Origin of the sequence: Streptomyces sp. SolWspMP-5a-2, from assembly GCF_900091845.1 — a bacterium.
GTDB classification, from domain to species: Bacteria; Actinomycetota; Actinomycetes; order Streptomycetales; family Streptomycetaceae; genus Streptomyces; species Streptomyces doudnae.
The window spans coordinates 1-12905 of record NZ_FMCI01000213.1; the positions used below are offsets into that span (position 1 = coordinate 1).

At 74.5% G+C, this 12905-nt stretch carries 10 protein-coding genes and 1 pseudogene; 4 read left to right on the plus strand and 7 right to left on the minus strand.

The window, feature by feature from the left end; translation table 11 throughout:
* Positions 1 to 946: pseudogene (locus GA0115242_RS21630) on the minus strand (LuxR family transcriptional regulator); the annotation flags it as partial.
* 171 nt (positions 947 to 1117) lie between these two features.
* The gene (locus GA0115242_RS21635; RefSeq protein ID WP_093830972.1) at positions 1118 to 2044 is read right to left on the minus strand and encodes a bis(hydroxyethyl) terephthalate hydrolase; all 927 of its coding nucleotides are present in this window, start codon (positions 2042 to 2044) and stop codon (positions 1118 to 1120) included.
* A 236-nt stretch (positions 2045 to 2280) separates the two neighbouring features.
* On the opposite strand from GA0115242_RS21635, the gene GA0115242_RS21640 reads away from it, so the two are divergent.
* On the plus strand, positions 2281 to 3174 hold the full coding sequence (locus GA0115242_RS21640) for a Gfo/Idh/MocA family protein (RefSeq protein ID WP_093830974.1): 894 nt from the start codon (positions 2281 to 2283) through the stop codon (positions 3172 to 3174).
* 86 nt (positions 3175 to 3260) lie between these two features.
* Here GA0115242_RS21640 and GA0115242_RS21645 read toward each other — a convergent pair whose 3' ends face one another.
* Positions 3261 to 3809 carry a hypothetical protein gene (locus GA0115242_RS21645; RefSeq protein ID WP_370672312.1) on the minus strand — a complete coding sequence of 183 codons (549 nt, stop codon included), beginning with the start codon at positions 3807 to 3809 and terminating at the stop codon, positions 3261 to 3263.
* Between the two features lie 78 nt (positions 3810 to 3887).
* Entirely contained in the window at positions 3888 to 4784 is an 897-nt protein-coding gene (locus GA0115242_RS21650) for a GNAT family N-acetyltransferase (protein WP_093830976.1), read from the minus strand.
* A 292-nt stretch (positions 4785 to 5076) separates the two neighbouring features.
* Here GA0115242_RS21650 and GA0115242_RS21655 point away from each other — a divergent pair, with 292 nt between their 5' ends.
* On the plus strand, positions 5077 to 6201 hold the full coding sequence (locus GA0115242_RS21655; protein WP_093831008.1) for a PP2C family protein-serine/threonine phosphatase: 1125 nt from the start codon (positions 5077 to 5079) through the stop codon (positions 6199 to 6201).
* Here the strand turns inward: GA0115242_RS21655 and GA0115242_RS21660 are convergent.
* A complete protein-coding gene (locus GA0115242_RS21660; RefSeq protein WP_093830978.1) occupies positions 6173 to 8428 on the minus strand; it encodes an MMPL family transporter in 2256 nt (751 codons plus the stop codon). The genes GA0115242_RS21655 and GA0115242_RS21660 overlap by 29 nt on opposite strands.
* Before the next feature lie 200 nt (positions 8429 to 8628).
* On the opposite strand from GA0115242_RS21660, the gene GA0115242_RS21665 reads away from it, so the two are divergent.
* Positions 8629 to 8835 carry a hypothetical protein gene (locus GA0115242_RS21665; protein ID WP_093830980.1) on the plus strand — a complete coding sequence of 69 codons (207 nt, stop codon included), beginning with the start codon at positions 8629 to 8631 and terminating at the stop codon, positions 8833 to 8835.
* Between the two features lie 62 nt (positions 8836 to 8897).
* On the opposite strand, the gene GA0115242_RS21670 is transcribed toward GA0115242_RS21665, so the two are convergent.
* The gene (locus GA0115242_RS21670) at positions 8898 to 10016 is read right to left on the minus strand and encodes an FAD-dependent oxidoreductase (protein WP_093830982.1); all 1119 of its coding nucleotides are present in this window, start codon (positions 10014 to 10016) and stop codon (positions 8898 to 8900) included.
* A 275-nt stretch (positions 10017 to 10291) separates the two neighbouring features.
* Here GA0115242_RS21670 and sthA point away from each other — a divergent pair, with 275 nt between their 5' ends.
* Positions 10292 to 11701: a Si-specific NAD(P)(+) transhydrogenase gene (sthA, locus tag GA0115242_RS21675; RefSeq protein WP_093830984.1), complete on the plus strand. Its 1410-nt coding sequence runs from the start codon at positions 10292 to 10294 to the stop codon at positions 11699 to 11701.
* A gap of 6 nt (positions 11702 to 11707) precedes the next feature.
* Here sthA and GA0115242_RS21680 read toward each other — a convergent pair whose 3' ends face one another.
* The gene (locus GA0115242_RS21680) at positions 11708 to 12877 is read right to left on the minus strand and encodes a HoxN/HupN/NixA family nickel/cobalt transporter (RefSeq protein WP_176729875.1); all 1170 of its coding nucleotides are present in this window, start codon (positions 12875 to 12877) and stop codon (positions 11708 to 11710) included.
* Positions 12878 to 12905 lie beyond the last annotated feature (28 nt).

Here is a 12905-nt window from a genome sequence, read left to right on the forward strand (position 1 = left end):
TCCACACCGCGAAGTGCCCGCGCCCCGGGCCGGGTCCGATCAGGGGCGCGAGCCGGTCGGCGGCCTCCACGGGCAGGCCGCGGCCGAGGGCGGCGCGGGCCGCGGCCCACTGGGCCAGGGTCGCGACCTGCGCGAGTCCGTGGCGGCGCGCGGTCGCCAGGGCGGCGGCCACCTGCGCGTCGACGACCTCGGGTTCGCCCTCGATGGAGGCGGCGAGCGCCAGGACGGCGTGGTGCTGGGCGGCGGAGTTGCGCTGTCCGGCCGCGCGGGCGGCCCGCAGCCCGTCCTCGGCGTGACTGCGCGCCTGCGCGTGCCGTCCGGCCCGCAGTTCGGCGTAGGCGAGGTATTCGAGGGAGCGGGGTTCGAGGTGGCGGGCGTCCAGGCTGCGGGCCGCCGCCAGGGCCCGTGCCCCGGACCGCCGGGCGGCGTCGAGGTCACCGAGGAGCAGGGCGGCCGCGGCCGAACGCAGCAGCGGCTCGGGGGTGTCGTGGGGTCCGGTGGCGTGCGCGACGCGGCGCAGCGGGGCGGCGGCCCGGTCGAACCGGGTCTCCAGGACGAGCCGGACGCCGCGGCGGTAGTCGAGCAGCGGCGCGGCGGCCGTCCCCGGCCCGGACAGCGGCGGGTGGTCGCGGAGCACGGTCAGGCAGGTGGCGGCGTCGCCCGCGGCCCAGGCCGCGTCGGCGGCGGCGAGGACGGCGGTCTCCGCGGCGTGCGGGTCGTCCGGGGCGAGCAGGGCGGCGGCGAGCAGGAAGGACGCGCAGGCGTCGCCGACGGGCCCGTCCCGCACCTCCCGCACGGCGCGCGCGAGTTCGGCGCGTCCGCGCGGCGGCACGCTCGGGTCCGGTCCTGCCAGGGCCGTGCCCGGCGGTTCAGCGCGGCCGCGCGGCGGCACGCTCGGGTCCGGTCCTGCCGTGGCCGTGCCCGGCGGCGGTTCGGGTCCGCTCATTCCCGCGACGTTACTCACGCGTAACGCGCGGCGGAAGCCCGCCGTCCGCCCGCCGTGCGGTGCCGGTCCCGGCCGTCATCAGCGGGTTCGGGCTCCCGGCGGCGGGCACGCGCTGTGCCGGTGCCCAGCCCCGGGGCGCGGGGCCGGTGCACCGGCACAGGGTCCGGTGGGTCAGGAGGTGTGCGGGCAGTTGCCCCGGTACTCCTCGATGGTCAGGCTCGGCTTGGGCAGCGGGCACAGGAACTGCTCGTAGCGGGTGTCGTCGTCGATGAACCGTTTGAGCCAGGAGACGGTGTACTTCGCGATCGTCGTGTTCGACGAGTTGGGCGTGAAGTGGGTGGCTCCGTTCAGCTCCAGGTAGGCCCGGTCGAGCGAGGACGGCAGGCTGGTGTAGAAGGGCTCGGCGTGGGTGGCGACGGGCGCGACCGTGTCGCCGTCGGCCCCGACGATGAGGGTGGGCGTGCTGATCTCCGGCCAGGTCTTGTCGAGGTTCCAGGGCGTCAGCGGGACGGCCGCCTGGAGGGAGGGCCGGGACTTGGCGGCCTCCAGCGAGCCGCCGCCGCCCATCGAGTGCCCGATCACGCCGAGCCTGCCGCTGTCGACGCGGGTGCGCACCGAGCTGCGCTGGGTCAGGTAGTCGAGGGCGGCCAGGAGTTGACGGCCCCGGGAGTCGGGCTGGTCGAGGGTGGTGAGGGTGTCGATGGTGAAGACGACGAAGCCCTGCGAGGCGAGCCGGGGGCCGAGCCAGGAGATGGACGACTGGGTGCCGGTGTAGCCGGGCGAGACGGCGACGGCGCCGAAGGTGCCGTCGCCGGTGCTGGTCGGGTAGTAGATCGTGCCGCCGCCGAAGTCGCTGACGGAGAGCGAGGAGACGGTGGTCTGGGAGACCGCGTAGGAGCCCCTGGCGGCCTCGATGCTGGCCTCGCTGGGCGCCGGTCCCCGCTCGTAGGGGTTGGCGGCGGCGTGCGCGCCGGGTCCGGTCAGGGTGGTGAGCGCGACGATCGCGGCGACGGCGGCCGCGGCGCCGGTGAGGCGGGAGGCGCGGCGGGCGGTCCGCGGGGAGCCGGGGGCGGGCGGGGCGGGGATGGTCCTGTGCATGCCGAGTCGTCCTCTCGGTGGGGGCGGGGGCGGTGCGTTCGACGGGCCCACTGTCGGACGGCGCGGGCCGCCCCGGCACCGGCGAAGTCACCGGTCTCGTGGTCCGGGACCGGGTCTGTCCGGATCTTTTCGGCGGCCGGAGCCCCGCGGGTCGGGCACCTGTGCGAGGCTCGGTCGCGGACGGCGGCCCGAGCGGCGGCCGTCACCTGGGACGACAGCGTGGAGAGGCGGCGCGGATGCGCATCGGACTGCTCGGTACCGGCCCCTGGGCGACGGCGGCGCACGCCCCCGCGCTCCAGGAGCACCCCGACCTCGACTTCACCGGTGTCTGGGGACGGCGTCCCGAGGCCGCAGGGGAACTCGCCGAGCGGCACGGCACCCGCGCCTACGCGGACGTGGACGCGCTGCTGGCCGACGTGGACGCGGTCGCCGTCGCGCTGCCGCCGTCCGTGCAGGCCGATCTCGCGGTGCGGGCCGCTCGCGCGGGCTGCCACCTGCTCCTGGACAAGCCCGTCGCGACGACGGTCGGGCAGGCGCGGGCGGTGGTGGACGCGGTCCGGGCGGCCCGGGTCGCGTCGGTGGTCTTCTTCACCACCCGGTTCGTGCCGGGGAGCGCCGCGTGGATCGACGAACAGGCGAAGGCAGGCGACTGGTTCACGGCGCGGGCGCAGTGGCTCGGCGCGGTCTTCTCCGACGACGGACATCCGTTCGCGACGCCGTGGCGCCGGGAGAAGGGCGCCCTGTGGGACGTCGGCCCGCACGCGCTGTCGGTGCTGCTGCCGGTGCTGGGCGACGTGCGCCGGGTCGCGGCCGCGGTGCCGGGGCCCCTGGACACCGTGCAGCTCGTCCTGGACCACGAGGGCGGCGCGTCCAGCACCCTGACGCTGAGCCTCACCGCGCCGCCCGCCGCGTGCGGCGCCGAGGTGGAGCTGCGGGGCGCGTCGGGGGTGACGCACCTGCCCGACGGCTCCGAGGGCGCGGTCGCGTCCCTGCGGCGGGCCGGGGACGCCCTGCTCGCCGCCGCCCGCACCGGCACCCCGCACCCGTGCGACGCGGCGTTCGGACTGCGGGTGACGGAGATCCTTGTGGAGGCGGAACATCTGCTGAGCGGGGGCGCGGACACCGACTGAGGGCGAGCGGGGAAGGGGCGGCGGCCCGCGCACGACCGGCGACCGGCGTACGCGGGCCGGGGTCGGCGCGAGCTGAGCCGCACGGCTCAGCGGACCGGCGGGTTCTCGCTCCCCGCCCCCGCTTCGCCCTGACCGTCCCGCCGTCCGTGCTCCCCGTCCGCGTCCCCGTCGGCCTCCTCGTCCGCGAAGGGCTCGTCGCTCCACCGGAACCAGGCCCTGTCCCCGTCGATGTGGAGCAGGAACTCGGGGACGGGGCCGTCCGGCGAGGAGAGGGCGACCCGGCGGCCGATCTCGCCGCAGACCGTCTCCCACTCCGCCCACCGCTCCTTCTCCCCCTGCGCCAGGGCGAGTTCACGGGCGAAGAGGTCGCGGACGGCGCCGAAGCCTGGCCCGGGGGTGAAGCGGCCGGAGAGCCAGGGGAAGTCGGCGTCGTCGATCAGGATCTCCCCGATCTCGTCCCCGGCCCCGCCCGCCGCCACGGCCTCTCCCCCGGCCCGGCCCACCTCCGCGCCCCCTCCTCCGGCCCCGGCCCCGGCGGTCTCCGCGACACCTCCCCCGTCCCCGGCGGGCTCCCCCGTCGGCGTCCCCCGCGCCGTGCGTCCCCGCACCGTCCAGACCTCGCCCTGGAACCCCATCCCGCCTCCGCCGTCCGTGGTCGATCACGCCACGACCAGCGTGCCACCCCCCACCGACAACCGGACGGCGCTGATCCGCTACGCGGCGGGCGGCGGCGAGAAGTGGATCCGTTCCCGGACGACCGGGTATCCGGCCCACGCGAAGTGACCGGCCATCGGGACGTTGCCCTGGTCCGTCGCCGCCGCGACGAACTCCGCGCCCCGCTCGACCAGGAAGTGCGTGCACTCGGCCAGCAGGTCGCGCCCGTAGCCGCGCCCCCGGTGCTCGGGCAGCACGCCGATGAACCCGATGGCGGGCCCGGACGGGTTGTGCACGGGGACGTGGATGCCGACAGGTTCACCCTGCCGGGTGTACGCGACCTGCCACCACGCGCGCGGTGACGGGCACCAGCGGAAGAAGTCAAGCTCCTCGCGCGCGGCCCGGTCGGGCCCGCCCTCCCGCACGGCCTTCAGGGCGTGCGCGTCGAGGGTGACGGAGTGGATCCGGCGCAGCGCGTCGAGGAAGACGGCGTCGTCGGGCTCGGCGCGGAAGACGAGCCGGGTCGGGCGCTCGGGCAGCCCCCGGTCGGGCGTCCACCGGTAGGTGAAGCGTTCCACCAGCGGTTCGTGTCCGGCCAGCCGCGCGGCGGCGCACCGGGCGTCGACCGCGGCGCGCCCGGCCGGGTCGTCGCGCCAGCCGCTCGGCACGGTGAGTTCGAGGCCGACCCGCCAGGGGGAACCGCGCAGGAGGGCGGCGCCCGCCGCCTCCTCGCCCTCGGCGACGTCGAACCAGTTGATCTGGGAGGGTTCCGTGTCGTCGGGGCCGCCCCACCAGGCGGCGCGGGCGACGACCCGGCCGTCGCGCAGGGCGACGCGCTTCCAGTCGGGGCGGTACCGGGTGCGCAGGTGGGTGGTACGGCAGTCCAGCGGGTCGGGCAGGGTGTCGAAGAGGTCGACGGTGCTCGCGTCGAGCGGGCGGATGACCGGATCGGTCATGGGTTCCTCCGGGATGCGGTGCTGCGGAGCGCTCCCGGGTCAGGTCAGACGTGGCACGCCGGGGCCGGGGAGAGGGAGCGCGGGACGGACGGGGTGGTACGCATCGGGCTCGCCTCCTTCCACGGGTCGCGGGGCGTGCGGCACACCCTAGGACGGCGCCGGGTCCCCCCGCACCTCTTTTTCCGCGCTCAGGCCCGCCGCCGCGCACGCCGTCCCCTCCCCCGGCTCTCCGGGGCCGTCCGTCCCCTCCCGGCGTGCGGGTGGGCGCGTGGTGGTGGAGCGTGGTGGTGTGATGCAGGTGCGTCAGGCGCGGCTCGCGGTGTCCCGGCGGGCGCACGACCGCCGGAGCTGGCTGCATGGTGCCCCGCCGCCGCGCTGGGTGCGCGTGCTGCCGATCGTGCTGGTCGTCGGGGTGTGCGTGGCGACCCTGCTGAGCCCCTCGCCCCTGGACATCGGCTTCCTGCTGGGCGCGATCCCGCCGCTGGCCGTGCTCTCCTACGGGCCGCTGGCCACCGCCCTGCTGGGCGCCGCCGTGATCGCCATCCTCCAGGCGCCGCCGTTCCGGCTCAACGAGCCCGGCAACACGGACGTCCTCACGATCTGCTTCGTCGCCCTGCTGAGCGTCTTCGTGGCGTACGTGAGCCGCCGCCGCGACGCCCAGCTCGACCTGGAGCGCAAGGTGGCCGAGGCGGCGCAGCGGGCGCTGGTGCCGCCGGTGCCCGACCGGGTGGGGCCGGTGCGGTGCGCGGGCCTGTACCGGGCGGCGCAGCGCGGCACGCTGGTCGGCGGTGACTTCTTCGACGTGCGGACGGGTCCGTACGGGGTGCGGGCGGTCATGGGGGACGTGCAGGGGCACGGTCTGTCGGCGGTCGCGACGGTCGCGTCGCTGCTGGGCGCGTTCCGGGAGGCGGTCCTCGATCTGCCGGACCTGGAGTCGGTCGCCGCGCGCCTGGACCGGCGGCTGGTGGTGGACTCGGCGTCGGCCCGGTTCCCCGAGCTGTTCGCGACGGCGGTGCTGCTGGAGTTCGCGCCGGACGGGCGGACGGTGCGGGTGATGTCGTGCGGGCATCCGGCGCCGGTGCTGGTGCACGGCGGCCGTGCGGTGGAGCTGGGGCTGCCGACGTGGACGCCGCTCGGCCTGGGGCTGTCGGACGGCGCGTCGCCGACGGGGGTGAGCGTCCGGCTCGATCCGGGCGACGTCCTGTTCCTGGCGTCGGACGGGGTCTCCGAGGGCCGGGACGCGGCGGGGGTGTTCTATCCGCTGGTCGAGCGGCTGACCGTGCTGGCGCCGGGGGCGGGCGGTGATCCGGGGAAGCTCGCGGACCGGGTGTGGACGGACCTGTTCCACCACTGCCGGGAGATCCTCGACGACGTGACGATGCTGGTGCTCACCCCGGTGGTGCCGGACGACCGGTGACGGCGGCGGCCGGTTCGTGGTCGCCCTCGGTGTCGATGTGCGGCAGCAGCCGGTCCAGCCATCGCGGGGTCCACCAGGCGTGGCGGCCCAGCAGGGTCATCACGGCGGGCACCATGAGCAGCCGGACGACGGTGGCGTCGATGAGGACGCTGACGGCGAGCCCGAGGCCGAGCATCTTGACGACGATGTCGTCGCTGAGGACGAAGGCCGCGAAGACGCTCACCATGATCAGGGCGGCGCAGGTGATGACCCGGGCGGTGATCTCCAGGGCGTGGGCGACGGACGCCTTGGCGTCGCCGGTGCGCAGCCACGCCTCGTGGACGCGGGAGAGCAGGAAGATCTCGTAGTCCATGCTGAGCCCGAAGATGATGGCGAACATCATCATCGGGACGTAGCTCTCGATGGGCACCGTGCCGGAGACGCCGAGCGCGGGGCCGCCCCAGCCCCACTGGAAGACGGCGACGACGACGCCGTAGGAGGCGGCGATCGACAGGACGTTGAGGACGGCGGCCTTGACGGCGACGAGCAGGCCGCGGAAGACGGCGAGGATGATCAGGAAGGCCAGCGCGACGACCACCGCGATGATCAGGGGCAGTCGGCTGGAGACGATGTCCCGGAAGTCGACCTGGGCCGCGGTGGTGCCGGTGACGTACCCGTGGGCGTCGGTGCCGGAGACGGCGGCCGGGAGGGTGTCGTGCACGAGCCGGTTGGTGAGGTCGGTGGTGGCGGCGTCCTGGGGCGACTGCCGGGAGTACACGGTGCCGATCAGGACGTCGCCGTCGGTGGTGGGCGTCAGCGGGGTGACGGTGGCGGCGCCCGGCACGGCGTCCAGGGTCTTCTGGGCCTGCGCGGAGAGCGCGGAGCGCTGGTCGGCCGGTACGTGCGTCTGGTCGACGACGACGGTCAGGGGGCCGTTGGAGCCGGGCCCGAAGGCGTCGGTCATCAGGTCGTAGGCGCGCCGGTCGGTGAAGGACGTGGGGTCGGCGCCGTCGCCGATGTGGCCGAGCTGGAGGGAGAACAGCGGGACGGCGAGGACGACGACGGCCGTGACGCCCGCCGCGAGGAACTGCCAGGGGCGGCGCTCGACGCGCTGCGCGTACCGGTGCCAGGTGCCGTGCGGGACGGCGCCCGGCGCGGCGTCGGTCTCGGCGACGGGGCGGCGGACCCGGAGGCGGTCGACGCGGGTGCCGAGGAGCCCGAGGAGCGCCGGGACCAGGGTGAGGGCGCCGACGACGGCGGAGACGACAGTGACGGCGGCGGCGAGGCCGAGCTTGCCGATGAAGCTGACGCCGGACGCGTACAGACCGGCGAGGGCGATGATGACGGTGCAGCCGGAGACGAGGACGGCGCGTCCGCTGGTGGCGGTGGCGTGACCGGCGGAGCGGACCGGGTCGGCGCCGTCCATGAGGCCCTGCCGGTGCCGGGTGATGAGGAACAGGGCGTAGTCGATGCCGACGCCGAGGCCGATCATGGTGGCCAGGGTGGGTGAGACGGTCGCGAAGGTGAACGCGGCGGCGAGCAGACCGAGGCAGGCGAGCCCGCCCACCACCCCGATCAGGGCCGTGACCAGGGGGATGCCCGCGGCGAGGACACTGCCGAAGCCGATCAGCAGCACGACGATCGCGACGGCGAATCCGATCACCTCGCTGAGCCGGTCGTTGGCGGCGGGCCTCGCCAGTTCGCCGAGCGGTCCGCCGTACTCGACGTCGGCCCCGGCGGAGCGCAGCGGCTGCACGGCCTTGTCGACGCCCGTGAGGTACCCGGCGCCGAGGGTGGAGGGCTGGACGTCGAACCGGACCGTGATGTACGCCGTGCGGCCGTCGGTGGAGAGGGGTCCGACCGGGGAGGCGGGCACCGACAGCGGGTTCTGCGCGGACAGCACGTGCGGGAGTTTCCCCAGGTCGGCGACGGCGGTCGACAGGGGGGACGCGAGGACGCTGATCGGCTGATCCGTGTCGTGCAGGACGATCTGGCTGCCGTAGCCCCCGGCCGCCGGGTCGTGCTTCTTCAGCACGTCGAGGCCCTGCTGGGACTGGGCGCCGGGAAGGGCGAAGTCGTCGGAGTAGGTGCCGCCGAACGAGCGGTTCAGGAACTGGAGCGCCACCAGGGCGACCAGCCAGACGACGATGACGACGACGTGGTGCCTGGCGCACCCTTCGCCGATCCGCCGCAGCAGTCCCGCGGCCGGGGGCCGGTCGGTCCGCGGACCGCTGTCTGTGGATGCCATGGACCTGGTCCTCCGTGCGGCCGATCCGCTGGAGGGCCCATTAGACGCCCGGCCCGGCCGCCGGGCATCTCGGGCGGGGCGGGCGGGATCTGGGGATTCGGGCCGGGCGGGATCTGGGGATGCAGGGCGGGCTCCCGCGATGAATGGTGTTAACGGGCCCCCGGGCCCGTCCAGCGATCCGGAGCCGAGGAGCACAGATCATGTCGATGCCACAGCCCGACGCGTCCGGGTCGTCCGCGGAGCGCGTCACCCCGGACGACCTGCTGCACACCCGTCCAGGCACCGAGGTGTCCCCCGAGGACCTGGTGCTCGCGGCGGGCCGGGACGTCACCCCGGACACCCTGGAGTGGGCCCGCCGCAAACTGGCCGCCGAGGGTCCGGCGGCCCTGGACAAGCTCCTGCCCTGACGGCGTGCGGTCCGCCCGTCACCGGGCGGGCGGACACCGCGCCCCGGCCACCGGCCGCCCGGCTACCCCCGGCGGTCGAACAGCGCGACCACGCTCCGCGGGGCGCCGTCGCCGAAGAAGACCTCCAGGTTCCGCGCCGAGAGGTCGGCGATCCCGGCGCTGCGGGGGAAGAGCCGCCGTTCGTAGGCGGTGAGCGCGTCCTCGACGTCGGCGTGTCCGGCCAGCGCGCCCGCCAGCTCGGCGCCGTCGTACAGGGCGAGGTTCGCGCCCTCGCCCGCGAACGGCGGCATCAGGTGCGCGGCGTCACCGACGAGCGTCACGCCGGGCACCCGCTCCCACGCCACTCCGACCGGGAGGGCGTGGATGGGGCGGAGCCACGGTTCCAGGTCGCTCTCCGCGACGTAGGCCGTGAGCGACGGCGACCAGCCCTCGAACTCGGCGGCGAGGCGCCGCAGCGCGGCGGCCGGGTCGGCGGTGTCGATCGCCCTCATCCACGCCTCGGGCCGGTTCAGGGCCGCGTAGCCGCGCACGCTCCCGTCGGCGCAGCGGTGCGCGATGATCCCCTTCCCGGGCTCGACCGCCATCAGGGTGCCCCCGCCGATGGCGGCGAGGCCCGCCCTGCGGCGGGCGGGCGAGAGGCCGATCTCGACGAAGCAGGTCCCGCTGTAGAGCGGCTGGGCGGGGGTGAGCAGCGGACGCACCTTCGACCAGGCGCCGTCCGCGCCGACGACGATGTCGGCCCGTGCGGTGTCCCCTCCGGCGAAGGCCAGTTCGCCGCCGCCCCCGGGCAGGTGCCGGACCTCGGTGACCTTGTGGCCCCACCTGATGGTGCCGGGTGCGAGCGAGTCGAGGAGCAGGCGCCGCAGCTCGCCCCGGTCCACCTCGGGGCGGGCCGAACCGGGGTCCGCGGGCAGGTCGAACAGGAGGGTGCCGTCGCGGTCGACGACGCGCTTGGCGTCCTCGCCGGGGCGGACCAGCGCGCGGAACTCCCGGTGGAGCCCGGCCGCGCGGAGCGCGACCTGCCCCGTCTCCTCGTGGATGTCGAGCAGCCCGCCCTGCGCGCGGGCCGTCGCCGAGACCTCGGCCTCGTGGATCGTGGTGGTGACGCCGTGGGTCTGGAGCACCCGGGCGAGCATCAGCCCGCCGAGTCCGGCTCCGACGACGGCACAGGTCTTCTTCATGATCAGGCGCTCCTCGTGTCCCGTCGGCCAGGGCCGGCGGATGGCGGCGCCGGGCCGGACGGGAGGTCCGGGGCCCGGCAAGGAGACGCTCACCGATCAGGGAGTCCCGCGTCGATGTGTGCGCACGGTCCGGAGGCGGAGCGCCGGACGGTGTTTTTCGCGCCGCCAGGAGAGTAGCCCGGATCGCGGCACGGAGCGACCCGGGGTGGGCCCGCGGGCCCGCGCGTCACCTCGGCCCTTCCCCCGGGAGGTGCCCGGCTGACAGACTCCGGCAGGTGCCTGACTACGACTACGACATGCTCGTCATCGGTTCCGGACCGGGTGGCCAGAAGGCCGCCATCGCAGCGGCGAAACTCGGCCGCCGGGTCGCCGTCGTCGACCGACCCGACATGGTCGGCGGCGTCTCCATCCACACCGGCACCATCCCCTCCAAGACCCTGCGCGAGGCGGTGCTGTACCTCACCGGGCTCACCCAGCGCGATCTGTACGGCCAGAGCTACCGGTTGAAGGAGGACATCACCGTCGCCGATCTGACGGCCAGGACCCAGCACGTCGTCAGCCGCGAGGTCGACGTGATCCGCAGTCAGCTCTCCCGCAACCGGGTCGCCCTGCACGCGGGGACCGGCCGGTTCGTCGATCCGCACACCGTGGCGCTCCAGGAGGAGGGCGGCGACGAACGGCTGCTGACCGCCGAGAACATCGTCATCGCCACCGGCACCAGGCCGGCCCGACCGGAGAGCGTGCAGTTCGACGGGCGCACCGTGCTGGACTCCGACAACGTGCTCGCCGTCGAGCGCGTCCCGCGGTCCATGGTGATCGTCGGGGCCGGGGTGATCGGCATGGAGTACGCCAGCATGTTCGCGGCGCTCGGCAGCAAGGTGACGGTCGTCGAGAAGCGGGCCGGGATGCTCGACATGTGCGACGTCGAGGTCATCGAGTCGCTCAAGTACCACCTGCGGGACCTGGCGGTGACGTTCCGGTTCGGTGAGACGGTGGCCGCCGTGGAGCGGCACCCGCGGGGCACGCTGACGGTGCTGGAGAGCGGCAAGAAGATACCGGCGGACGCCGTCATGTACTCGGCGGGCCGCCAGGGTCTGACCGACGGGCTCGACCTGGACAAGGCGGGGCTCTCCGCCGACGCGCGCGGCCGGATCACGGTCGACGAGCGGTACAGGACCGAGGTGGAGCACATCTACGCGGTGGGCGACGTGATCGGCTTCCCCGCGCTGGCCGCGACGTCGATGGAGCAGGGCAGGGCGGCGGCGTACCACGCCTGCGGGGAGCCGGTGGGCGAGATGAGCCACCTCCAGCCCATCGGCATCTACACGATCCCGGAGATCAGCTTCGTCGGCCGGACCGAGGACCAGCTCACCGAGGAGTGCGTGCCGTTCGAGGTGGGCATCTCCCGCTACCGGGAGCTGGCGCGGGGCCAGATCATCGGTGACTCGCACGGGATGCTGAAGCTGCTGGTGTCACCGCGGGACCGCACCCTGCTGGGGGTGCACTGCTTCGGCACCGGCGCCACCGAGCTGATCCACATCGGCCAGTCGGTGATGGGCTGCGGCGGCACCGTCGACTACCTGGTGGACGCCGTCTTCAACTACCCGACGCTGGCGGAGTCCTACAAGGTCGCCGCGCTGGACGCCACCAACAAGCTGCGGCAGATCGACCACATCGGCGACTGAGCGGGGTCAGGCGTTCTGTCCGGCGGGACGGTCCGCGGGCCCGGCGAGGCCCGCGGACCACTTCTCCTCGATCCGGCCGAACTTCCACACCAGCAGGGCGACGACCCAGGTGACGAGGAAGAGGCCGACGATGACGAAGCCGACGGCGTTGAGGTCGAGGCCCGCGATCCAGTCCCAGAACGGCCCGTGCAGGTGGAACCGGTCGGCGAGCAGGCCGAGGAGTTCGACGGTGCCGATGATCAGCGCGACGGCGACGGAGAGACCGGTGACGGTGAGGTTGTAGTAGACCTTGCGCACCGGCTTGGAGAACGCCCAGCCGTAGGCGAAGTTCATGAAGGAGCCGTCGATGGTGTCCAGCAGGGACATCCCGGCGGCGAACAGCACGGGCAGGCAGAGGATCGCGTACCAGGGCAGCCCGGAGGCGGCTCCGGACCCGGCCAGCACCAGCAGCGCGATCTCGGTCGCGGTGTCGAAGCCGAGGCCGAACAGCAGGCCCAGCGGGTACATCTGCCAGGACTTGGTGATCGACTTCATGAAGCGGCCCAGGATGCGGTTCATCAGGCCGCGGTTGTCGAGCTGCTCCTCCAGGGCCGCCTCGTCGAAGTGCCCGGAGCGCATCCGCCGGAAGACCTTCCAGATCCCGGCCAGGATGACGAGGTTGATCCCGGCGATGACGTAGAGGAAGGCGCCGGAGACGGTGGTGCCGACCAGGCCGGTGACGTCGTGGAGCGCGGAGCCGTCGTCGCGGACCGGTCCGGCCAGGGTGCGCACGCCGAGGGAGAGCAGGAGCGCGAGGCCGAAGACGACGCTGGAGTGCCCGAGGGAGAACCAGAACCCGACGGAGAGCGGGCGCCCGCCCTCGCCCATCAGCTTGCGGGTGGTGTTGTCGATCGCGGCGATGTGGTCGGCGTCGAAGGCGTGCCGCATGCCCAGCGTGTAGGCGGTGACGCCGATGCCGACGCCGAAGGACTTCTCGCCGATGCTGTAGTGGTGCGGCGCGACGATCGCGACGAGTGTGAACCAGCCGATCACGTGCAGGGCGACGATGAAGGCCGCCATCCCGCCGGCCCTGACCCACTCCCGCCGCGTCATGGAGTGCCGGACGCGGTGCCGGATCGAGCGCTTCGCGCCGGTCCTGGCGGGGAGGGTGGGAGCGGGGTCAGGGGCGGCCGTCATCGGGAGGGGGTTCCTTCGGTGGTGCGGG

Excerpts from the sequence above, each read along its gene's own strand:
- GA0115242_RS21680 (WP_176729875.1), bottom strand. The coding sequence starts at position 12,877 with ATGACGGCCGCCCCTGACCCCGCTCCCACCCTCCCCGCCAGGACCGGC.
- GA0115242_RS21645 (WP_370672312.1), bottom strand. The coding sequence starts at position 3,809 with ATGGGGTTCCAGGGCGAGGTCTGGACGGTGCGGGGACGCACGGCGCGG.
- GA0115242_RS21655 (WP_093831008.1), top strand. The coding sequence starts at position 5,077 with ATGCAGGTGCGTCAGGCGCGGCTCGCGGTGTCCCGGCGGGCGCACGAC.
- GA0115242_RS21665 (WP_093830980.1), top strand. The coding sequence starts at position 8,629 with ATGTCGATGCCACAGCCCGACGCGTCCGGGTCGTCCGCGGAGCGCGTC.
- GA0115242_RS21640 (WP_093830974.1), top strand. The coding sequence starts at position 2,281 with ATGCGCATCGGACTGCTCGGTACCGGCCCCTGGGCGACGGCGGCGCAC.
- GA0115242_RS21635 (WP_093830972.1), bottom strand. The coding sequence starts at position 2,044 with ATGCACAGGACCATCCCCGCCCCGCCCGCCCCCGGCTCCCCGCGGACC.
- GA0115242_RS21660 (WP_093830978.1), bottom strand. The coding sequence starts at position 8,428 with ATGGCATCCACAGACAGCGGTCCGCGGACCGACCGGCCCCCGGCCGCG.
- GA0115242_RS21650 (WP_093830976.1), bottom strand. The coding sequence starts at position 4,784 with ATGACCGATCCGGTCATCCGCCCGCTCGACGCGAGCACCGTCGACCTC.
- GA0115242_RS21670 (WP_093830982.1), bottom strand. The coding sequence starts at position 10,016 with ATGAAGAAGACCTGTGCCGTCGTCGGAGCCGGACTCGGCGGGCTGATG.